11 protein-coding genes and 3 pseudogenes are annotated in these 14,412 nt (G+C 60.0%); 8 read left to right on the forward strand and 6 right to left on the reverse strand.

Going from position 1 to position 14,412, the window contains the following annotated elements; all coding sequences use genetic code 11:
- Window positions 1-2 precede the first annotated feature (2 nt).
- From ABR989_RS15915 to ABR989_RS15925, 3 genes are read left to right on the forward strand one after another with little or no spacing between them, the layout of a single operon-like run.
- The gene (locus ABR989_RS15915) at window positions 3-983 is read left to right on the forward strand and encodes an alpha-ketoacid dehydrogenase subunit beta (RefSeq protein WP_428130343.1); all 981 of its coding nucleotides are present in this window, start codon (window positions 3-5) and stop codon (window positions 981-983) included.
- The gene (locus ABR989_RS15920) at window positions 976-2,235 is read left to right on the forward strand and encodes a dihydrolipoamide acetyltransferase family protein (RefSeq protein WP_428130300.1); all 1,260 of its coding nucleotides are present in this window, start codon (window positions 976-978) and stop codon (window positions 2,233-2,235) included. Before ABR989_RS15915 ends, ABR989_RS15920 begins: the two co-directional genes overlap by 8 nt.
- Window positions 2,232-2,477: an acyl carrier protein gene (locus tag ABR989_RS15925; protein ID WP_428130301.1), complete on the forward strand. Its 246-nt coding sequence runs from the start codon at window positions 2,232-2,234 to the stop codon at window positions 2,475-2,477. Before ABR989_RS15920 ends, ABR989_RS15925 begins: the two co-directional genes overlap by 4 nt.
- Window positions 2,478-2,701: 224 nt before the next feature.
- Here the strand turns inward: ABR989_RS15925 and ABR989_RS15930 are convergent, their stop codons facing one another.
- A complete protein-coding gene (locus ABR989_RS15930) occupies window positions 2,702-4,177 on the reverse strand; it encodes an NAD(P)/FAD-dependent oxidoreductase (protein WP_428130302.1) in 1,476 nt (491 codons plus the stop codon).
- A 223-nt stretch (window positions 4,178-4,400) separates the two neighbouring features.
- Here ABR989_RS15930 and ABR989_RS15935 point away from each other — a divergent pair.
- A pseudogene (locus tag ABR989_RS15935) lies at window positions 4,401-4,655 on the forward strand (IS21 family transposase); the annotation flags it as partial.
- A 120-nt stretch (window positions 4,656-4,775) separates the two neighbouring features.
- On the opposite strand, the gene ABR989_RS15940 reads toward ABR989_RS15935, so the two are convergent.
- Together ABR989_RS15940 and ABR989_RS15945 are read right to left on the reverse strand one after the other, a co-directional pair.
- A complete protein-coding gene (locus ABR989_RS15940; RefSeq protein WP_428130303.1) occupies window positions 4,776-5,939 on the reverse strand; it encodes a cobalamin-independent methionine synthase II family protein in 1,164 nt (387 codons plus the stop codon).
- 200 nt (window positions 5,940-6,139) lie between these two features.
- The gene (locus ABR989_RS15945; RefSeq protein ID WP_428130304.1) at window positions 6,140-6,472 is read right to left on the reverse strand and encodes a hypothetical protein; all 333 of its coding nucleotides are present in this window, start codon (window positions 6,470-6,472) and stop codon (window positions 6,140-6,142) included.
- Window positions 6,473-6,843: 371 nt separating this feature from the next.
- Here ABR989_RS15945 and ABR989_RS15950 point away from each other — a divergent pair, with 371 nt between their 5' ends.
- From ABR989_RS15950 to ABR989_RS15965, 4 genes and pseudogenes are all read left to right on the forward strand, one after another.
- A complete protein-coding gene (locus ABR989_RS15950) occupies window positions 6,844-8,043 on the forward strand; it encodes a serine hydrolase domain-containing protein (protein ID WP_428130305.1) in 1,200 nt (399 codons plus the stop codon).
- Between the two features lie 184 nt (window positions 8,044-8,227).
- The gene (locus ABR989_RS15955) at window positions 8,228-9,121 is read left to right on the forward strand and encodes a fumarylacetoacetate hydrolase family protein (RefSeq protein WP_428130306.1); all 894 of its coding nucleotides are present in this window, start codon (window positions 8,228-8,230) and stop codon (window positions 9,119-9,121) included.
- A 108-nt stretch (window positions 9,122-9,229) separates the two neighbouring features.
- Window positions 9,230-10,183, forward strand: coding sequence for an MBL fold metallo-hydrolase (locus ABR989_RS15960; protein WP_428130307.1), 954 nt, complete (start codon window positions 9,230-9,232; stop codon window positions 10,181-10,183).
- Between the two features lie 211 nt (window positions 10,184-10,394).
- Window positions 10,395-10,943, forward strand: a pseudogene (locus tag ABR989_RS15965) (alpha/beta fold hydrolase); the annotation flags it as partial.
- A 368-nt stretch (window positions 10,944-11,311) separates the two neighbouring features.
- On the opposite strand, the gene ABR989_RS15970 reads toward ABR989_RS15965, so the two are convergent.
- The 3 genes and pseudogenes from ABR989_RS15970 to ABR989_RS15980 form a co-directional block, all read right to left on the reverse strand.
- Window positions 11,312-11,788, reverse strand: coding sequence for a hypothetical protein (locus ABR989_RS15970; protein ID WP_428130308.1), 477 nt, complete (start codon window positions 11,786-11,788; stop codon window positions 11,312-11,314).
- A 244-nt stretch (window positions 11,789-12,032) separates the two neighbouring features.
- Window positions 12,033-12,174, reverse strand: a pseudogene (locus tag ABR989_RS15975) (IS1380-like element ISCARN79 family transposase); the annotation flags it as partial.
- 188 nt (window positions 12,175-12,362) lie between these two features.
- Entirely contained in the window at window positions 12,363-14,171 is a 1,809-nt protein-coding gene (locus tag ABR989_RS15980) for an alpha/beta hydrolase (protein WP_428130344.1), read from the reverse strand.
- Window positions 14,172-14,412: the final 241 nt, after the last annotated feature.

The following is a 14,412-nucleotide window of genomic DNA, read 5'->3' on the forward strand; positions in this document are numbered from 1 at the left end:
AAGTGAAGATCACTTATCGCGAGGCGATGCGCCAGGCGATCCGCGACGCGCTTATCCGCGATCAGCGCGTCTTCCTGATGGGCGAAGATGTCGGCGCTTACGGCGGATGCTACGCAGTTAGCAAAGGATTGCTGGAGGAATTCGGCCCCGATCGCATCCGTGACACCCCGCTTTCCGAATCCGCGTTTGTCGGCGCGGGAATCGGCGCGGCGATGAACGGCATGCGGCCCATCGTCGAAATCATGACGGTCAACTTCAGCCTGCTAGCGCTCGACCAAATAGTGAACAACGCGGCGACGATCCTCCATATGTCGGGCGGCCAGATCAACATTCCGCTTGTGATCAGGATGACCACGGGCGCCGGCCGGCAACTCGCGGCGCAGCATTCGCATAGCCTCGAAGGATGGTACGCGCATATTCCCGGCATCAAGGTGCTCGCGCCGGCCACCCTGGAAGACGCGCGCGGGATGCTATGGACGGCGCTCGAGGATCCCGACCCGGTGCTCATCTTCGAGCACGGCACGCTGTACAACATGGAGGGCGAGATGGCCGTCGATGCGGGCGCGGTCGAGATCTCAAAGGCCGCAGTACGGCGCGCGGGGACGGACGTGAGTCTGATCACATACGGCGGCACGCTGGGCAAGACGATTCAAGCTGCCGAGCAACTTGCGGCATCTGGGGTCGATGCGGAGGTCGTGGATCTTCGCACGCTGCGGCCGCTCGACACCGAGTCGATCCTCGATTCGGTCATGCGCACGCATCGCGCGGTGGTTATCGACGAAGGATGGCGCAGCGGTAGCATCTCGGCAGAGATCAGCGCGCGCATCATGGAAGGGGCGTTCTACGAGCTCGACCTGCCGGTGGAGCGCATCTGCAGCGCCGAAGTTCCGATGCCCTATGCCCGGCATCTTGAGGAGGCGGCGCTGCCGCAAGCGTCCACGATCGTCGCAACCGTGACGCGGATGATGGGCGGTCATGGCTGATTTCCTGATGCCTTCGCTTGGCGCCGATATGGAAGCCGGGACTGTCCTGCAATGGCTGGTGAAGCCGGGCGACGCGGTCAAGCGCGGCGATATAGTTGCCGTGGTGGATACCGAGAAGGCCACTATCGAGGTGGAAATTTTCCAGACCGGCGTCATCCAAAAGATCGTCGTGCCCGAGGGAGAAAAGGTCCCCGTCGGTACGCTGCTGGCTGTGCTTGCCGTAGATGGCGAGGCTGTCGCTGCCGCTCACGAGGCCAAACCGAAACCCGCTGAGCACGCGCCGGTGGTTCTCGCGCCCGCTCCACCGACTCCGCCTGCTGTTGCGCGTGTCATGGCGAAGCCGATGCTGAAGCCTGCTGCGCCCCATCGCGCGCGTATCTCGCCGCTCGCGATGCGAGTCGCGATGGAACTCAAGGTCGATCTCGCGACTGTCAAGGGGACCGGTCCCGAAGGTGCGATCACCAAGGCCGATGTCGAGCGCGCCGCTGGGGCTCCGCCGACACCAGCTCCTGCACCTCGGGTTGCCGCGCCCATTGAAGGACCAGCACCAGCGGCGCGGCCGAAGGCCGCGGTCGCGCCGATCGATCATCACGCGGCGATGCGCAAAGTGATCGCGGCGTTGATGGCGCGCTCGAAGCGCGAGATACCTCATTACTACCTCGGCACTCACATCGACATGAGCAAAGCGATGGGGTGGCTGCAGGCGGAGAATTTCAAGCGTCCGGTGACGGAGAGGCTGCTCTATTCCGTGCTGCTGCTGAAGGCCGTCGCGCTCGCCGCTCATGAGATACCCGAGATGAACGGCTTCTGGATCGATGGCGCGTTCGAACCAAGCGAGGCGGTTCACGTCGGCGTCGTGATATCGATCCGGCAAGGCGGCCTTATCGCGCCGGCGATTCACGATGTTGACAGGAAGAGCCTCAGCGAGATCATGGCGAGTCTGCGCGATCTGGTTAAGCGCGTGCGCGCGGGAGTGCTTCGCAGTTCCGAAATCGCCGATGCGACAATCACCATCACCAGTCTCGGCGACGAGGGTGTCGAAAGCGTCTTCGGAGTCATCTATCCGCCGCAGGTTGCGCTGGTCGGTTTCGGCAAGATCGTCGAGCGCCCGTGGGCCAGCGGCGCAATGGTCGGCGCGAGACCGGTTATGATGGCGAGCCTGTCGGGCGACCATCGCGCGAGCGACGGTCATCGAGGCGCATTGTTCCTCACCGCCATCGAGCGTCTATTACAGGAGCCGGAGAACCTGTGACCGACGACGAGATAAAGGCGCTCTTTCTGCGCGAGCTACATAGGATCGCGCCCGAGGTCGAGTTGAGCGAAATCGATCCGGCCGTCGATCTGCGCGAGCAAATCGACCTCGACTCGATGGACATCCTGAACCTCGCGATCGTTATTCACGAAACGACCGGAGTCGATATTCCGGAAGCGGACTATCCGCGAATGACCAGCTTAAACGGCTGCGTGGCCTACCTGCATTCGCGCACCAGCTAGAGAGAAAAGGAAGACGGGAGGGACCGCTTTAAATTGGCTGTCGTTACTAAAAATTTCATCTGAACCGGAATTCGAGCGGCTGCGAGAATCGCTATCGAATTGATGCGGCGGGTGCCGCTCCTCGAAGGGCTGCATCATCAATATGTTCGGATCTAATTTTCGGTAACGACGCCGAATGAGCGAGCGGCCGCGCAGATGCGGGCGCAACGGCGACTCTTGAAAGCTCAGCGCACGGTTCTGCCGGCGTTGCGCATCAGGTACCATCTGTAGAGCCTTTCGAACACGATGCGAAGACTGGCGGGGCCGAGATAGGGCATCTTGTGATTCACCACGAACAATTCGGTGAATTCGCTTTGCTCGCCCGCAATCAGTTCGGAGATGATACGTCCCGCGGTTTGCGTGAATGCGACGCCTTCGCCGTTGTAGGCGACTCCATAGAAGATGTTCTTGTGATCTCCCATCACCCCTACCGACGGCGTGAAATCCATCGTGAAGCCCATCGTGCCGCCCCATGCATGATCGATTCGCAGTCCTTCCAGTTGCGGAAACGTCCTGAACAGGCTGCGGGTGAGTAATTCGAGGGCCGGCCTGTAGTTGCCGGAACTCGGCGCGTCGCCGGCGAAGTAGGGCGCGTCCGAACCGCCGATCACGATGCGCCCGTCCGCGGTCGGACGCTGGTAGTCGAAGAGCACCCGCAGGTCGGAGAGGCCCTGGCGGCCCTTCCAGCCTATCGATTCCCACTGCGCCTTGGTCAACGGCTCGGTGGCGATCACATAGCTGCAAAGCGGCAACACGCGATCGCGGAAGAAACCGAGCCTCGGGGAGTATCCGTTGAGGGCGAGCACCAGCACCGGTGCGCTTATGTCGCCCATTTCAGTTTCCACGCGGTGCACCTTACCCGGAGTCACACGCATCACCAGGGTCCGCTCGCGAACCTCGACGCCAGCGCGCTCGACCAATGGCTTGATGCCGCGCGCCAGCTTCGCCGGGTTGAGAATGCCGCCGTAGGGGAACTTGAGGGCGGCGATGTAACGCGGCGATCTGATTTCGGCCTCGAGTTCCTTGCCATGCAGCAGCGCGGCGTCGAGCCCCATCGACTTGTAGGTCTGAAGCCGGCGCTCGAGCTGGGCGGCTTGCTCCTCGTCGATGGCGGCTTCGAGCACGCCATTTTCCTCGAAGTCGCAGGCCACGCCGTGTTCCGCCACCATCCGCTTGATATGTCCGATGCCGTAGAGGCTCGCGTCGAAGGCCTTGCGGCCGAGCTCCGGGCCCACCTTGTTCACCCACTCCATCAGTCCCGAGAAGCCCGCGTCGCAGAAGCCCCCGTTGCGGCCGCTGGCGCCGTATCCGCAGCAGGCGCCTTCGAGCAGGACGATGTGCTTGTTGGGAAATCTGCGGCTCAGATGGAAAGCGGAGGAAAGCCCGGTGAAGCCGCCGCCGACAATGACGATGTCGGCCTTGTGGCTGCCCTTGAGGGGAGCGTTTATCTGCTGGTGTTCGAGGTCGGCCGCCTCGAACCAGAAATTGTCGAGGAAGTATTCGTACAGTTGCGGCGGCTTCGCCGGATCGTCGCCGAGCTGTTCAAGGCCGTGGGAGAGCGCCCATGCGCCCCCTGCGCCGGCGGCAACGCCGCCCAGGAATGCGCGTCTCGACACTTTCCTCGCGCCGCTCGGCTTCGCGCCGCTGAGACTTCCGCTCATCGCACCTTCCTCCCTTATTGGAATCCCGGGTTTTTATCGCGTGCACGTGACGGTTCAAAACTCTCCGGTCTCTGCACCGCTCGGCCGGGGCGTGGTGGTTTTGGATAATTCTTATGGAATACATAAAGGGGTAAGGCCATGTGCCGCAAGGAGGGCATCAACCAGAACCTCTATTATCGCTGGTCGAAGGACTTCCTGGAGGCGGGCAAGAAGCGGCTGGCAGGCGAAAAGGATCTTCGAGCGGCTGCGGGATGAGCATGGATATGATGGCGGGATCATGATCGTAAAGGACTACGTGCACGAACGGCGGCAGCGGCAGCGCGAGATGTTCGTGCCGTTGCGACTCGATCCCGGGCATGCCCAGGTCGACTTCGGCGAGGCGCGGCCGGTGATCGGCGGAGTGGAGCCGAAGATCCACTTCTTCGCCATGGATCTGCTGTACAGCGACAGCTGCCGGGTGCAGGCCTATCCGGCGGAGGTCCTCAACTCTCTTGCCGCCGCCGCACTGGCATGATGAAACCTTGCGCGGGACGGTCGCCATCCCTCTACGATCCAGGCCCGCGGGCCCGCATCCTTGAATCCAACGACGGAAGGTTCGTCAGCCGAACAGGCGCTTGCTCGCGATGGCGGCGCCGTCGCTCAGCGCCCTGAGCTTGAGCCACACGACTTCATCGGCAACCTCGCCGAGCCCGGCCGAGGTCGCGAAACCGCAATCGGTGCCCGCCATCACCCGGTTGGGATCGCCGATCGCCAGCGCGACGCGCTCGATTCGCTCCGCGACGACCTCGGGATGCTCGACGTAGTTCGAGGTAGTATCGATCGCGCCGACGATCAGTCTGAGATGGCGCGGGAGCGGATGCTGCGTGAAGCAGCGGTACTCGTGGGCGTGTCTCGGATTCGCCATCGAGAGCATCAGCGCGCCGACTTTGGCCTGGTAGAGGTGCTCGATAATCGCCTCGAGCGGGACGTCGTCATTGTGCGGCCCTTCGTAATTTCCCCAGCAGACGTGCATCCGGACGCTGTCGCGCGGCAGGCCCTCGATCGCGCGGTTGATCGCCTCGACAACCAGTGCGACAAAGGCAAGAAAATCGCGCAGGGGCTTGCCGGCGAAGCTCGTGTGCCGCTCCATCGCGAGGTCCGGGCAATCGAGCTGAAGGACCAGGCCGTGCGCGATTATGGTCTGGTACTCGACGCGCAGAGCGCCAGAGAGCGCCATCACATAGTCGCGCATTGATTCGTAATGTGAATTGAGCATCGCGGCCGCGACGATTCCGGGCGAAGGCGCGGTCATGAACGCGGCGGTGAATTGCCGCTCCTGCGCAGCGAGCGCATGGCGGAAGTCGTCGCACTGCTTTTCGATCGCCCCGCGCGCCACGTAACGCACCTCGCCGGTGGCCATCGGCGCGTGCATCAGGTCGACCTGAACGCGCGCGAACTCGGGCGCCTTGAGCGCGAGGAAGGTCGGATAGTGCACGAGATCGCTCATCACCGGGCGTTGGCTGCGCCCGGAGAAGCCGGTCATCCGGTGCTGTACGTAGGTGAAAAAGCTTTCGCGCCCCTGTTCGCCGTCATTGCCGATGTCGATGCCGGCTTCGAGCTGGCGCGCGACGACCGATGCGGTCGAGCGGAAGACGAGCTCATCCAGGGCGCGTTCGTCGGTCGGCTCCTGGCGGCTCTTGCGCCCGAGCAGTTCGGAGAGTTCGTTGGGGCGCGGGAGACTGCCCGCGTGGGTGGTCAGAATTCGCCGCTGTGAGTCCGCCATATGCCGCGCATGATTTCAAAATTCTCCCCTCGGCGCGAGAGTGGGCGCAAGACAGCGTCACCGGCATTTGCCCGTGGGACTCATCGCGGATTGGGTTTTGAGGAACCACAGGCGGACGCCATGCAGAGCACGCGTTTGGCGGGAGCTACAGGGCAGGAATTTGTCGTCCTGCCCGAAAAGCGCGGCGGACACGAGCGAGCTTAGGAAGCGTTCTTCTTTTTTTCTGCCCAGCGCTTCTTCATCGCTTCAGAGAGCTTCTTCCGGCCCGCAGCAGTGAGCCCGCCACCTCGCTTGGGCGCAGAGGCCTTACCGGTGGTCTTCCCTATACGACGCTCTGCCCAGCGTCTTTTCATCGCCTGTGATAAACGACGTCTCCCCGCTGCAGTGATACCGCCACGCCGCCGTTTGGGCGCACCCGCCCTTCGAACAATACCGCTGACCGCCACCTTCGCATCCTCGAGAAGGACGTCAATAGCCCGGCCCATCCTGTCTCTTTCCATTTTCAACTCTGTGATTATCCTGTTCAGGTCCAATTTCGCCTCCTGTTTGATAGCGGGTGCCGTAAGTATCCGGTCTCCGCCGAGCAACTACAACTCCCCCGCAGCTTAGACAACGTGGGGGGCTGCGATCCATCACATATGCCGGTCGGACGAAATATCTGATGGACTTTGGCCTCGTCAGATGCTGCAACCTAGATCGAGCCTCCCACGGTTCAACATGTACTTGGGGACCGTGGCTCGGCTGACGTCAATGCCGAGCTTGAGCAGCTCGCGGGGATCCACCAGGAATGCCAGTCTCGACCGATCCGCATGCCCTGTCGAAAATTGGCCTGCTCCCTTGGTCGTACCCACTTAAGTATTCTATCGGTAGGTTAGCGGCGACGAATCTATTCGAGGTGTCGAATATGCGTGCTGAAGGAACGGTGGGACAAGGGTTCGAGGCGGTGCGCGACGCATTCGCGGAAGGACAGGCCCAAGACGAAGGCGGCGCGCAGCTATGCGTGTATCGGCACGGCAGGAGAGTGGTCGATCTATGGACGGGAATGGATAAGCTGAATGGCCGTCCGTTTACCGCGGACACAATCACGATATTGATGTCGTGCACTAAGGCGGTCACCGCCGTGTGCGTGCACATGCTCGCCCAGCGCGGACTGATCCACTATGACACGCCCGTTGCAAGCTATTGGCCAGAATTCGCCGCTAAAGAAAAAACGGCAATCACGGTTCGCGACATCCTTGCACATCGAGCGGGCCTTATGGGCTTCGACGAGGAAACCGGAATATACGGCCGCAATCTATTCGACTGGAACCGCTGCACCGCAGCGCTCGCGAACATGGAGCCATGGTGGAAACCGGGCTCGGCGTACTTCTATCACGCTTTGACTTTTGGCTATCTCGCTGGCGAGCTCGTCCGGCGCGTCTCCGGGAAAACCATCGGCGAGTTTGTCGATTCGGAAATCGCTGCGCCGCTCAAAATTGACCTGTGGATCGGGCTCCCGTCCGAGCAGGAGTATCGCGTCGCGCCACACATCGTTCCCGCGACGCAGCTAACCGAGGAGCAGTGCAGGGCCCTGTTCACCAGCCTGGGACTGGATATGAACTCCCGCCCGGTGCGTGCGGTGTTCAACATGATCACAACCGGCATAGAAGGCTTGGGCATTATCAACACACGCGAAGCTCACGCCGCCGAGTTGCCATTCGGCAATGGCATCGCGAATGCGCGCGCGCTTGCAAAGATGTACGCCGCCTGCATCGGCGAGATCGACGGCGTCCGCCTATTGACGCGCGAGACGATGGAGCGCGCACGCGAATCGCAGAACGAGAGGCTTGGCGCCCCCGCTTCGCTGATGCCGCTGGTCGGGCCGGGGCCGCAGAGATTTGGCCTGGGTTTCGAGCTGCCGCGCGCGATCGAGCCGATGCTGGGTGCAGGATCTTTCGGGCATGCAGGCGCGGGCGGCCGTATGGCGTTCGCGCATCCGGAATCCGGCATCGCCGTGGCCTATGTATGCAACAGCATGTTGTGGGACGGCATTAGCGGCCCCGACCAACGCTGGCTCGGCTGGACAAAGGCATTGCGCGACGCGATCGGCAACTTTGGATTTTGATGATCAGAGAAATCCATTTTTCAATTTCTTCAGAACCACATAATATGCCCCCGCAACGGTGAAAAGTCTGAAGCGAGGCGGAATCATGCGCTTGGTGACGTTTGCAAATAAAAACGGAGAAGAAAGGCTTGGCGCCTTGTTCGATGGCGACTCGCGAGCAGGTGACCTGGCTGAGGCGCATCGGATGAGAACCGGGAAGATTGCGCCGCAGTTGTCCTCGATGCAGGCGGTAATCGAGGGTGGTCTGCCGGCACTCGATGTTGCGCGTGCTGCGCTCGAGCACGCGCGTTCCCGCGGCGATGGAGTGCTGGCATTTGGCGATGTTCGCCTGAAAGCGCCACTGCCGCGGCCGGTTCAGATGCGGGATTTTTTGTGCTTTGAGGAGCACCTGAAAAACAGCTTCGCCAGGGCGATCGAGGTGGCCACAGCAGGAGCATCAGATCCGGCCAAGGCGCGCGCCCAGCTGGAAGCCTCTGGCCGTTTCACGATTCCTCCCGTTTGGTACGAATTTCCCATCTATTACAAATGCAATCGGATGTCGGTGGTCGGGCCGGACGAAGATGTAATCTGGCCCCGCTACGCCCATATGCTCGACTACGAATTGGAATTGGCCGCAGTGATCGGCAAGCGCGGCGTTGACATCTCGCGCGAGCGCGCACGCGAGCACATCTTCGGTTACACGATTTTCAACGACGTGAGCGCACGCGACTACCAGATGCGGGAAATGACGGGTTCGCTGGGCCCGGCGAAAGGCAAGGACTTTGACACCGGGAACATCCTGGGTCCATGCATCGTGACCGCCGATGAGATCGACCCCTACAACCTGACGATGACCGCCCGCATCAACGGCGAGCAACTATCTCGCGGCTCGTCGTCAACCATGCACCATCGTTTCGAGGACTGCATTGCGCACGTCAGCCAGAGCGAAACGCTTTATCCCGGCGAGGTGCTATGTTCCGGGACGGTTGGCGGCGGCTGCGGGCTCGAGCATGGGCGTCTGTTGGCGCCGGGTGATACGGTCGAGCTGGAAATCGAAAAGATCGGCGTCCTTCGCAACCGAATTGTAAAACATGGCTGAGAAAAAGAATCCCATGAGCGAAGCCATCGATATTCTCCTCGCCTTGCGCGTGCGTGCGCTGGTCCACAAGTTCTGGGCGGCGGTGCGCGGCCCATCAGGAGAACGTTCGTGAGCAAATGGCAATTCACCAAAGGTCTGCATGACCTTGGACGTGGCGCTTATGCATACCTGCAGCCGTCAGGAACCTGGGGCTACAGCAACGCCGGCCTGATTACCGACGGAGATGAATCGCTGCTGGTCGATACGCTTTTCGACGAACGGCTGACCGCCGAGATGCTTGGCGTGATGCATGACGCGACCGGCTTTGGAGCCGACCGCATTGGCCTGGTGGTGAACACACATTCGAACGGCGATCACACCTTTGGCAATCGGCTTGCGAAAAATGCGGTGATTATCGCGTCGGAAGCGGCGGCGCACGAGATGCGCGAAGAAGGTAATCCGCAGATGCTCGCCGAACTGATGAGAAACGCGGCCGCGATGGGAGAGGTCGGCGCTTTTTTCAAGAGGATCTTCGGAGCGTTCGATTTCGCCGGGGTGACACTCAGGCTGCCCGACCGGACCTTTGCCGGAGAGGAAACGCTCAGAGTCGGCGACAAGCAGGTAAAACTCGTCCAGGTGGGGCCGGCGCACACAGCGGGCGACGTGATCGCCTTTGTGCCTGCGAATCGGGTCGTCTACACGGGAGATATTCTGTTCATAGATGGGACTCCGATCGCATGGGCGGGTCCCGTGAGCAACTGGATCAAAGCCTGCGATCGAATTTTGGGGCTGGATGTTGACGTGGTTGTTCCCGGCCATGGCCCGATCACAGACCGGGCCGGCGTCAAGCGGATGCAGGATTATCTGGTCTACGTCGACCAGGAAGCGCGCAAACGTCACGCCGCGGGAATGAATTCATGGGAGGCCGCACAGAATATCGCTCTGGGCTCATTCGGTGCCTGGGAAGATGCGGAGCGGCTGGCCGTAACGGTGGATACGATTTTTCGCGAGATAAACGACGATCACTCACCGCGCAACATCATGGACCTGTTCGCCCGAATGGCGCAGTTGCAGCGCCGCTAGAATGGGTCACCCAAACGGCTCGCGGCGTTGCTGACGAGTTCGAGGTGTCAGCCCTCTGATGGTGTGTGCCGCCTGACAACTCCGAAAGGTCCGAGAAAAATGGAATTCAGGCCGTTTTTAAGGCTTTTAGTTTTAAGGCACGGGAAGGCGGCATACAAATTCGCGCTGACCTGAGATAGAGTTCGGCCACTTCGCTCAGGAGTCTGCACAGATGGCTGAACTCAAGCACCGCGTGGTAATGGCCAACGGTATTCGCATCCACCTCGTCGAGGCGGGCAAGGGTCCGCTCGTTCTGATGGTCCACGGCTTTCCCGAATCGTGGTACTCGTGGCGGCATCAGCTTCATGCGCTCGCTGATGCGGGCTACCGCGCGGCGGCGATCGATGTGCGCGGTTACGGTCGCTCGTCGGCGCCAGCGGGGATTGACGAGTACCGAATGACGAAGCATGTCGCCGATAACTTGGGCGTGGTCGAGGCGCTTGGTGAGAAGATCGCGACTATTGTCGGCCACGACTGGGGCGCGCCGATCGCGGCAAACTCCGCACTGTTGCGTCCCGACGTGTTCCGCGCGCTGGTGCTCCTGAGCGTCCCTTATTCACCCCGAGGAGCGCGCCGGCCAAGCGAAGCATTCCGCGTGATGGGTGGCAAGGAGGAATTCTACATTGAGTACTTTCAGCAGCCGGGTCGCGCCGAAGCCGAGATCGAGCCGGATGTCAGCGGGTGGCTGCTGGGCTTTTACTACAGCGCCTCGGGCGGTGCGAATCAGCCCGCCCACGCGCGAATTTGCCGCTATCTCCGCTCTGTAGTGAAACAATACATACTGTGTGGCGGATGACGCAGTCTTATGCGAACTGCTCTCTGCGTCAAATTCCCTGATCATCAGGGAAAATACAGGGAATTTTCGCGATTTCGGCCGCCTTGGGGTCGAATTGAGACCAAATAAGTCTTGTCTTCTCTCGGGTTTTTGAGGAAATTCCCTACTCAACCGAACAGGGAATTATTTTGGAGGAACAGGGAATTTTTTCCGCGGATCAGGGAATTTACAGGACGGATCAGGGAAATCAGTAATTCGCCACACACAGGGGACGAGTAGTCTCATCTTTACCCGGTTCCGGCCCTCCTTAGAACTTATGCGGCCGGAGAGGCGGTTGCCGTCGGCACGGCGCTTGCCGGTATGGAGTAGCCGTTGTTCGTGCACCAGATCTTGACACCGTCATTGAGGAGGGCCGTACCGATTTTACCGCCCTCGCTGCCTGCCGGCCCGTACATTGCCCCCGCGACGAGTGGTACGATTGTTGCGTCCACCGGGTTACCGCTCGCAACGTCGCCACACGCAGCCTCGACGGCATCCTCGGTCGCGCACGCGAGAGGATTACGAGTAGATGCGTTGCATCGCGCGGCCAAATCACTCTTGGTCGGCGCATCGAAGACTTTCAAGGTCAGGCACGCGGCTTGATCAGGAGTGGGTGCATGGCATCGCGCGGTTAAATTATTCTTGGTCGGAATCAGGTCTGCCACCGTCTGGATTGGCGCCGGGGAATTTGTCGAGCAGCCAACAATCGCCAGTGCGATTACGCACCCTAGAAGTACCACTCTCCGTTCCATCTTTCTTTGCTCCTGCTCGGCCTTTTGCCGCGGTTGGTTCAATTTTCGCTAAGCGACATTGATGGGGAATTCCTTTTTCTCTTTCAAAACAGGCTATTCGTAGCCCCTAATTGAACTCAGAGTCAAGTCGTTGCCCTGCTGACGATCGCGGCCGACGCGGGCATCCGCAGGGAAGCTGGGTTTGAGCCGCGCGACCGCTTCGCAGGCCGACTCCGCTGCTTTTGGGAACGGATTCTTCACACACTTCCTGTATCCATCGTTCAGGTCTGCCGCGCTTATCGTAGAATCGCACCACCGCTGTCATAAGCCGCGAGGGCGGTCACGATGAAGCCGACGCGAGGGAACAACTCCCCAAAGTGGGACTCCACCTTCGCCACGACCAGCCGCGTCCTATTTTAACGGGAATCGGCGCGGTAAAGAGCGGGCGATTCACGCCAAGATAATCTCGACGCATCACGAGCAGACAGGATTCGCAGAAGCGGGGTGATCGTCGTCACCAAAAGGGGCCGTGGAAAACCGTCGGCCAGCAGAATTGATCCTTCTCCTGGCAAGCTGCGACTCCAAGTGCCATTTGCTAGGGGCACGACAGTTCGCCGAGATGGCCCGCCATTCGCGCCTGTTTGTAGTAAGTCGCAGCTTTGCTTTTGTCGCCTGTCCAGCAGTACGCCGTGCCCAAGTTACGGTAAAGCCCTTGTGCGAATTGCTTCGGTTGGGCGGGTGAGTCATAGCGATCATATTTGGTCGGATCTTCTTCATAAGCGGTCCGCGCCTTTTCCAGTAAGGGTTCCGCCAGTAGAGCGGCAGACTTCTGCGCGGAGGCTACAGACCCGCCATCCCCCGTCCCCCGTGCACTCGCGTCCTCTAGGCGTGAAAATGCCGCGTCGTTCAAGTTAAAGATGTAATCTAACTGGTCCAGCTGGCCACAATCGCGGGCCGTGTCGCTTGCAGCCGCAGTATCAATCGCTGGCTCGGACTTCTGCGCTTTCCGAATTTCGGGCCATGTCAGACCTGACTGCCGCGCTACCTTACAGTTAAGTTCCTTGAGGTCATGCGTAAGAGCCTCTCGCTCAGATTGCGGTACCAAAGATGCCACCGCGTGCACGTCTACCGGGGACTTGGAAATATTTGCCAACGTCTTGACCGCTTGATCGCTGGCCGAAGCCTTCTTCGCCGCCTCGCCGGCAGACCACGCCTGCAATTCGTACTGCATCTGGTGATTCAAATACTCTAAGAAGGTCAGATCGTCCGGGAGAGAACCATGGTCACTGTGGGTGTATTGCACCTCGAACCATCTCCCAGCTTCATCTAAAGAATCGGGTATGGCTCTTCTTCGAGGTACGCGCCCATCTCCGCTGTTGGAAAGCGGGTCGACCGTTAGATGGAAGGATCCCAGCGATCCGTCGATGATGACTCTATCCACGGTTTTGAAATTCTCGCTCACGAATATGGTAAGCGGGACGTTTTGTTCGTGTTGCCGATCGATATCCAACTCGCGGCGGAAGGCTTGGGCTAATGCTATCGCCTTCGATCGCCGCTGGTAAAAAAGGTCTCGCGCCGCTTTGTCGCTGCTACTATTAGGGAAGTCGTAACTCCAGGTACTCTTGCTAAATAAGGCGCCCTCGTTCAACAAAGTTTTCTCCACTTGCGGCAACTCCCACTCTTGCTCACTCAAGAGATTTCTTGCTCGTGGGGGGAAGGTCTGATCCATCACACACGCGCGGTCCTGGTCAGTCTCTGGAGGCAACAGTTCAAAAATGGATGGAAAGGTATAGGCACTCGCCCTCAACTCTGAAAAATAATATTTGTACACCAAGTCCAACGGTGCTGCGGGCAGACCTTCAGAGTTTGCGGGAATGTCTTCATAGCCGTGAGCCATTATTCGTACCATCTCGCAGGAACCATCGAGCGGAGAGCCGAGCAGCAGCAGGTGTTTTAGATGTACCTGGGGCGTGTAGTAGTGCTGTAGCCAGTACCACGCGACCAACCCACCCTGACTATGGGCCACGATTACGAGGTCCCGGTCTCGCAAATCCTCTTGACTCCGCAAGTGTTTGTCTAGGTCGATCGCAGCGTCGCGGATATCTCGCCGCCAGTCGTAAGGAAACGCGTATAGATCCTGACGACCGCTGGTGGTTGAGCACATTGTTGTTATCGCTTGGCCATATATGTGTACGGCTTCAATCGCCTGGTAGTCGAGGAGAAGTTCGGCACGGACGTTTGCTGGACATTCGGCTGGATCAAAGACCAGATCCTCCGCGCTGACTCTTTCCTGTCCCCATATTGTCTTACCTCCTTTGGTGAGTTTGGAACCTAGTATGCCGGGAATGAAAATGATAGCGGGTCGGTCTTGCCGACTGTTTGGTACATCGCTCTGGGCGAGCACCGACTGCAAGTGTTCGCCAGTCAGCTTCGCAGGGAAGGGCTCTAACCGTGACGATGGAACGGGAAGGGCGGACGTACTATTGCCCGAACAGAGTAGCGGCATGGGCGTAAACTGGTCATCGCATGCCGGTCCGCCCGCGTGAGTGTCGGCAACTGTACTATTGGCAGCAGATGCGCCTCCAGGTATCACATGTGTCACACAACCTGCGAATAGAGAGGCGCTGCTGAGCGATAGTAACAGA

Source organism: Binatus soli (SeqCode) (assembly GCF_050015535.1).
In the GTDB taxonomy this organism is placed as follows: Bacteria; Desulfobacterota; Binatia; order Binatales; family Binataceae; genus Binatus; species Binatus soli.

What these genes read in the sequence shown, in the direction of transcription:
- ABR989_RS15920 (WP_428130300.1), top strand. Translation starts at nt 976, where the DNA reads ATGGCTGATTTCCTGATGCCTTCGCTTGGCGCCGATATGGAAGCCGGG.
- ABR989_RS15930 (WP_428130302.1), bottom strand. Translation starts at nt 4,177, where the DNA reads ATGAGCGGAAGTCTCAGCGGCGCGAAGCCGAGCGGCGCGAGGAAAGTG.
- ABR989_RS15950 (WP_428130305.1), top strand. Translation starts at nt 6,844, where the DNA reads ATGCGTGCTGAAGGAACGGTGGGACAAGGGTTCGAGGCGGTGCGCGAC.
- ABR989_RS15955 (WP_428130306.1), top strand. Translation starts at nt 8,228, where the DNA reads ATGAGAACCGGGAAGATTGCGCCGCAGTTGTCCTCGATGCAGGCGGTA.
- ABR989_RS15940 (WP_428130303.1), bottom strand. Translation starts at nt 5,939, where the DNA reads ATGGCGGACTCACAGCGGCGAATTCTGACCACCCACGCGGGCAGTCTC.
- ABR989_RS15970 (WP_428130308.1), bottom strand. Translation starts at nt 11,788, where the DNA reads ATGGAACGGAGAGTGGTACTTCTAGGGTGCGTAATCGCACTGGCGATT.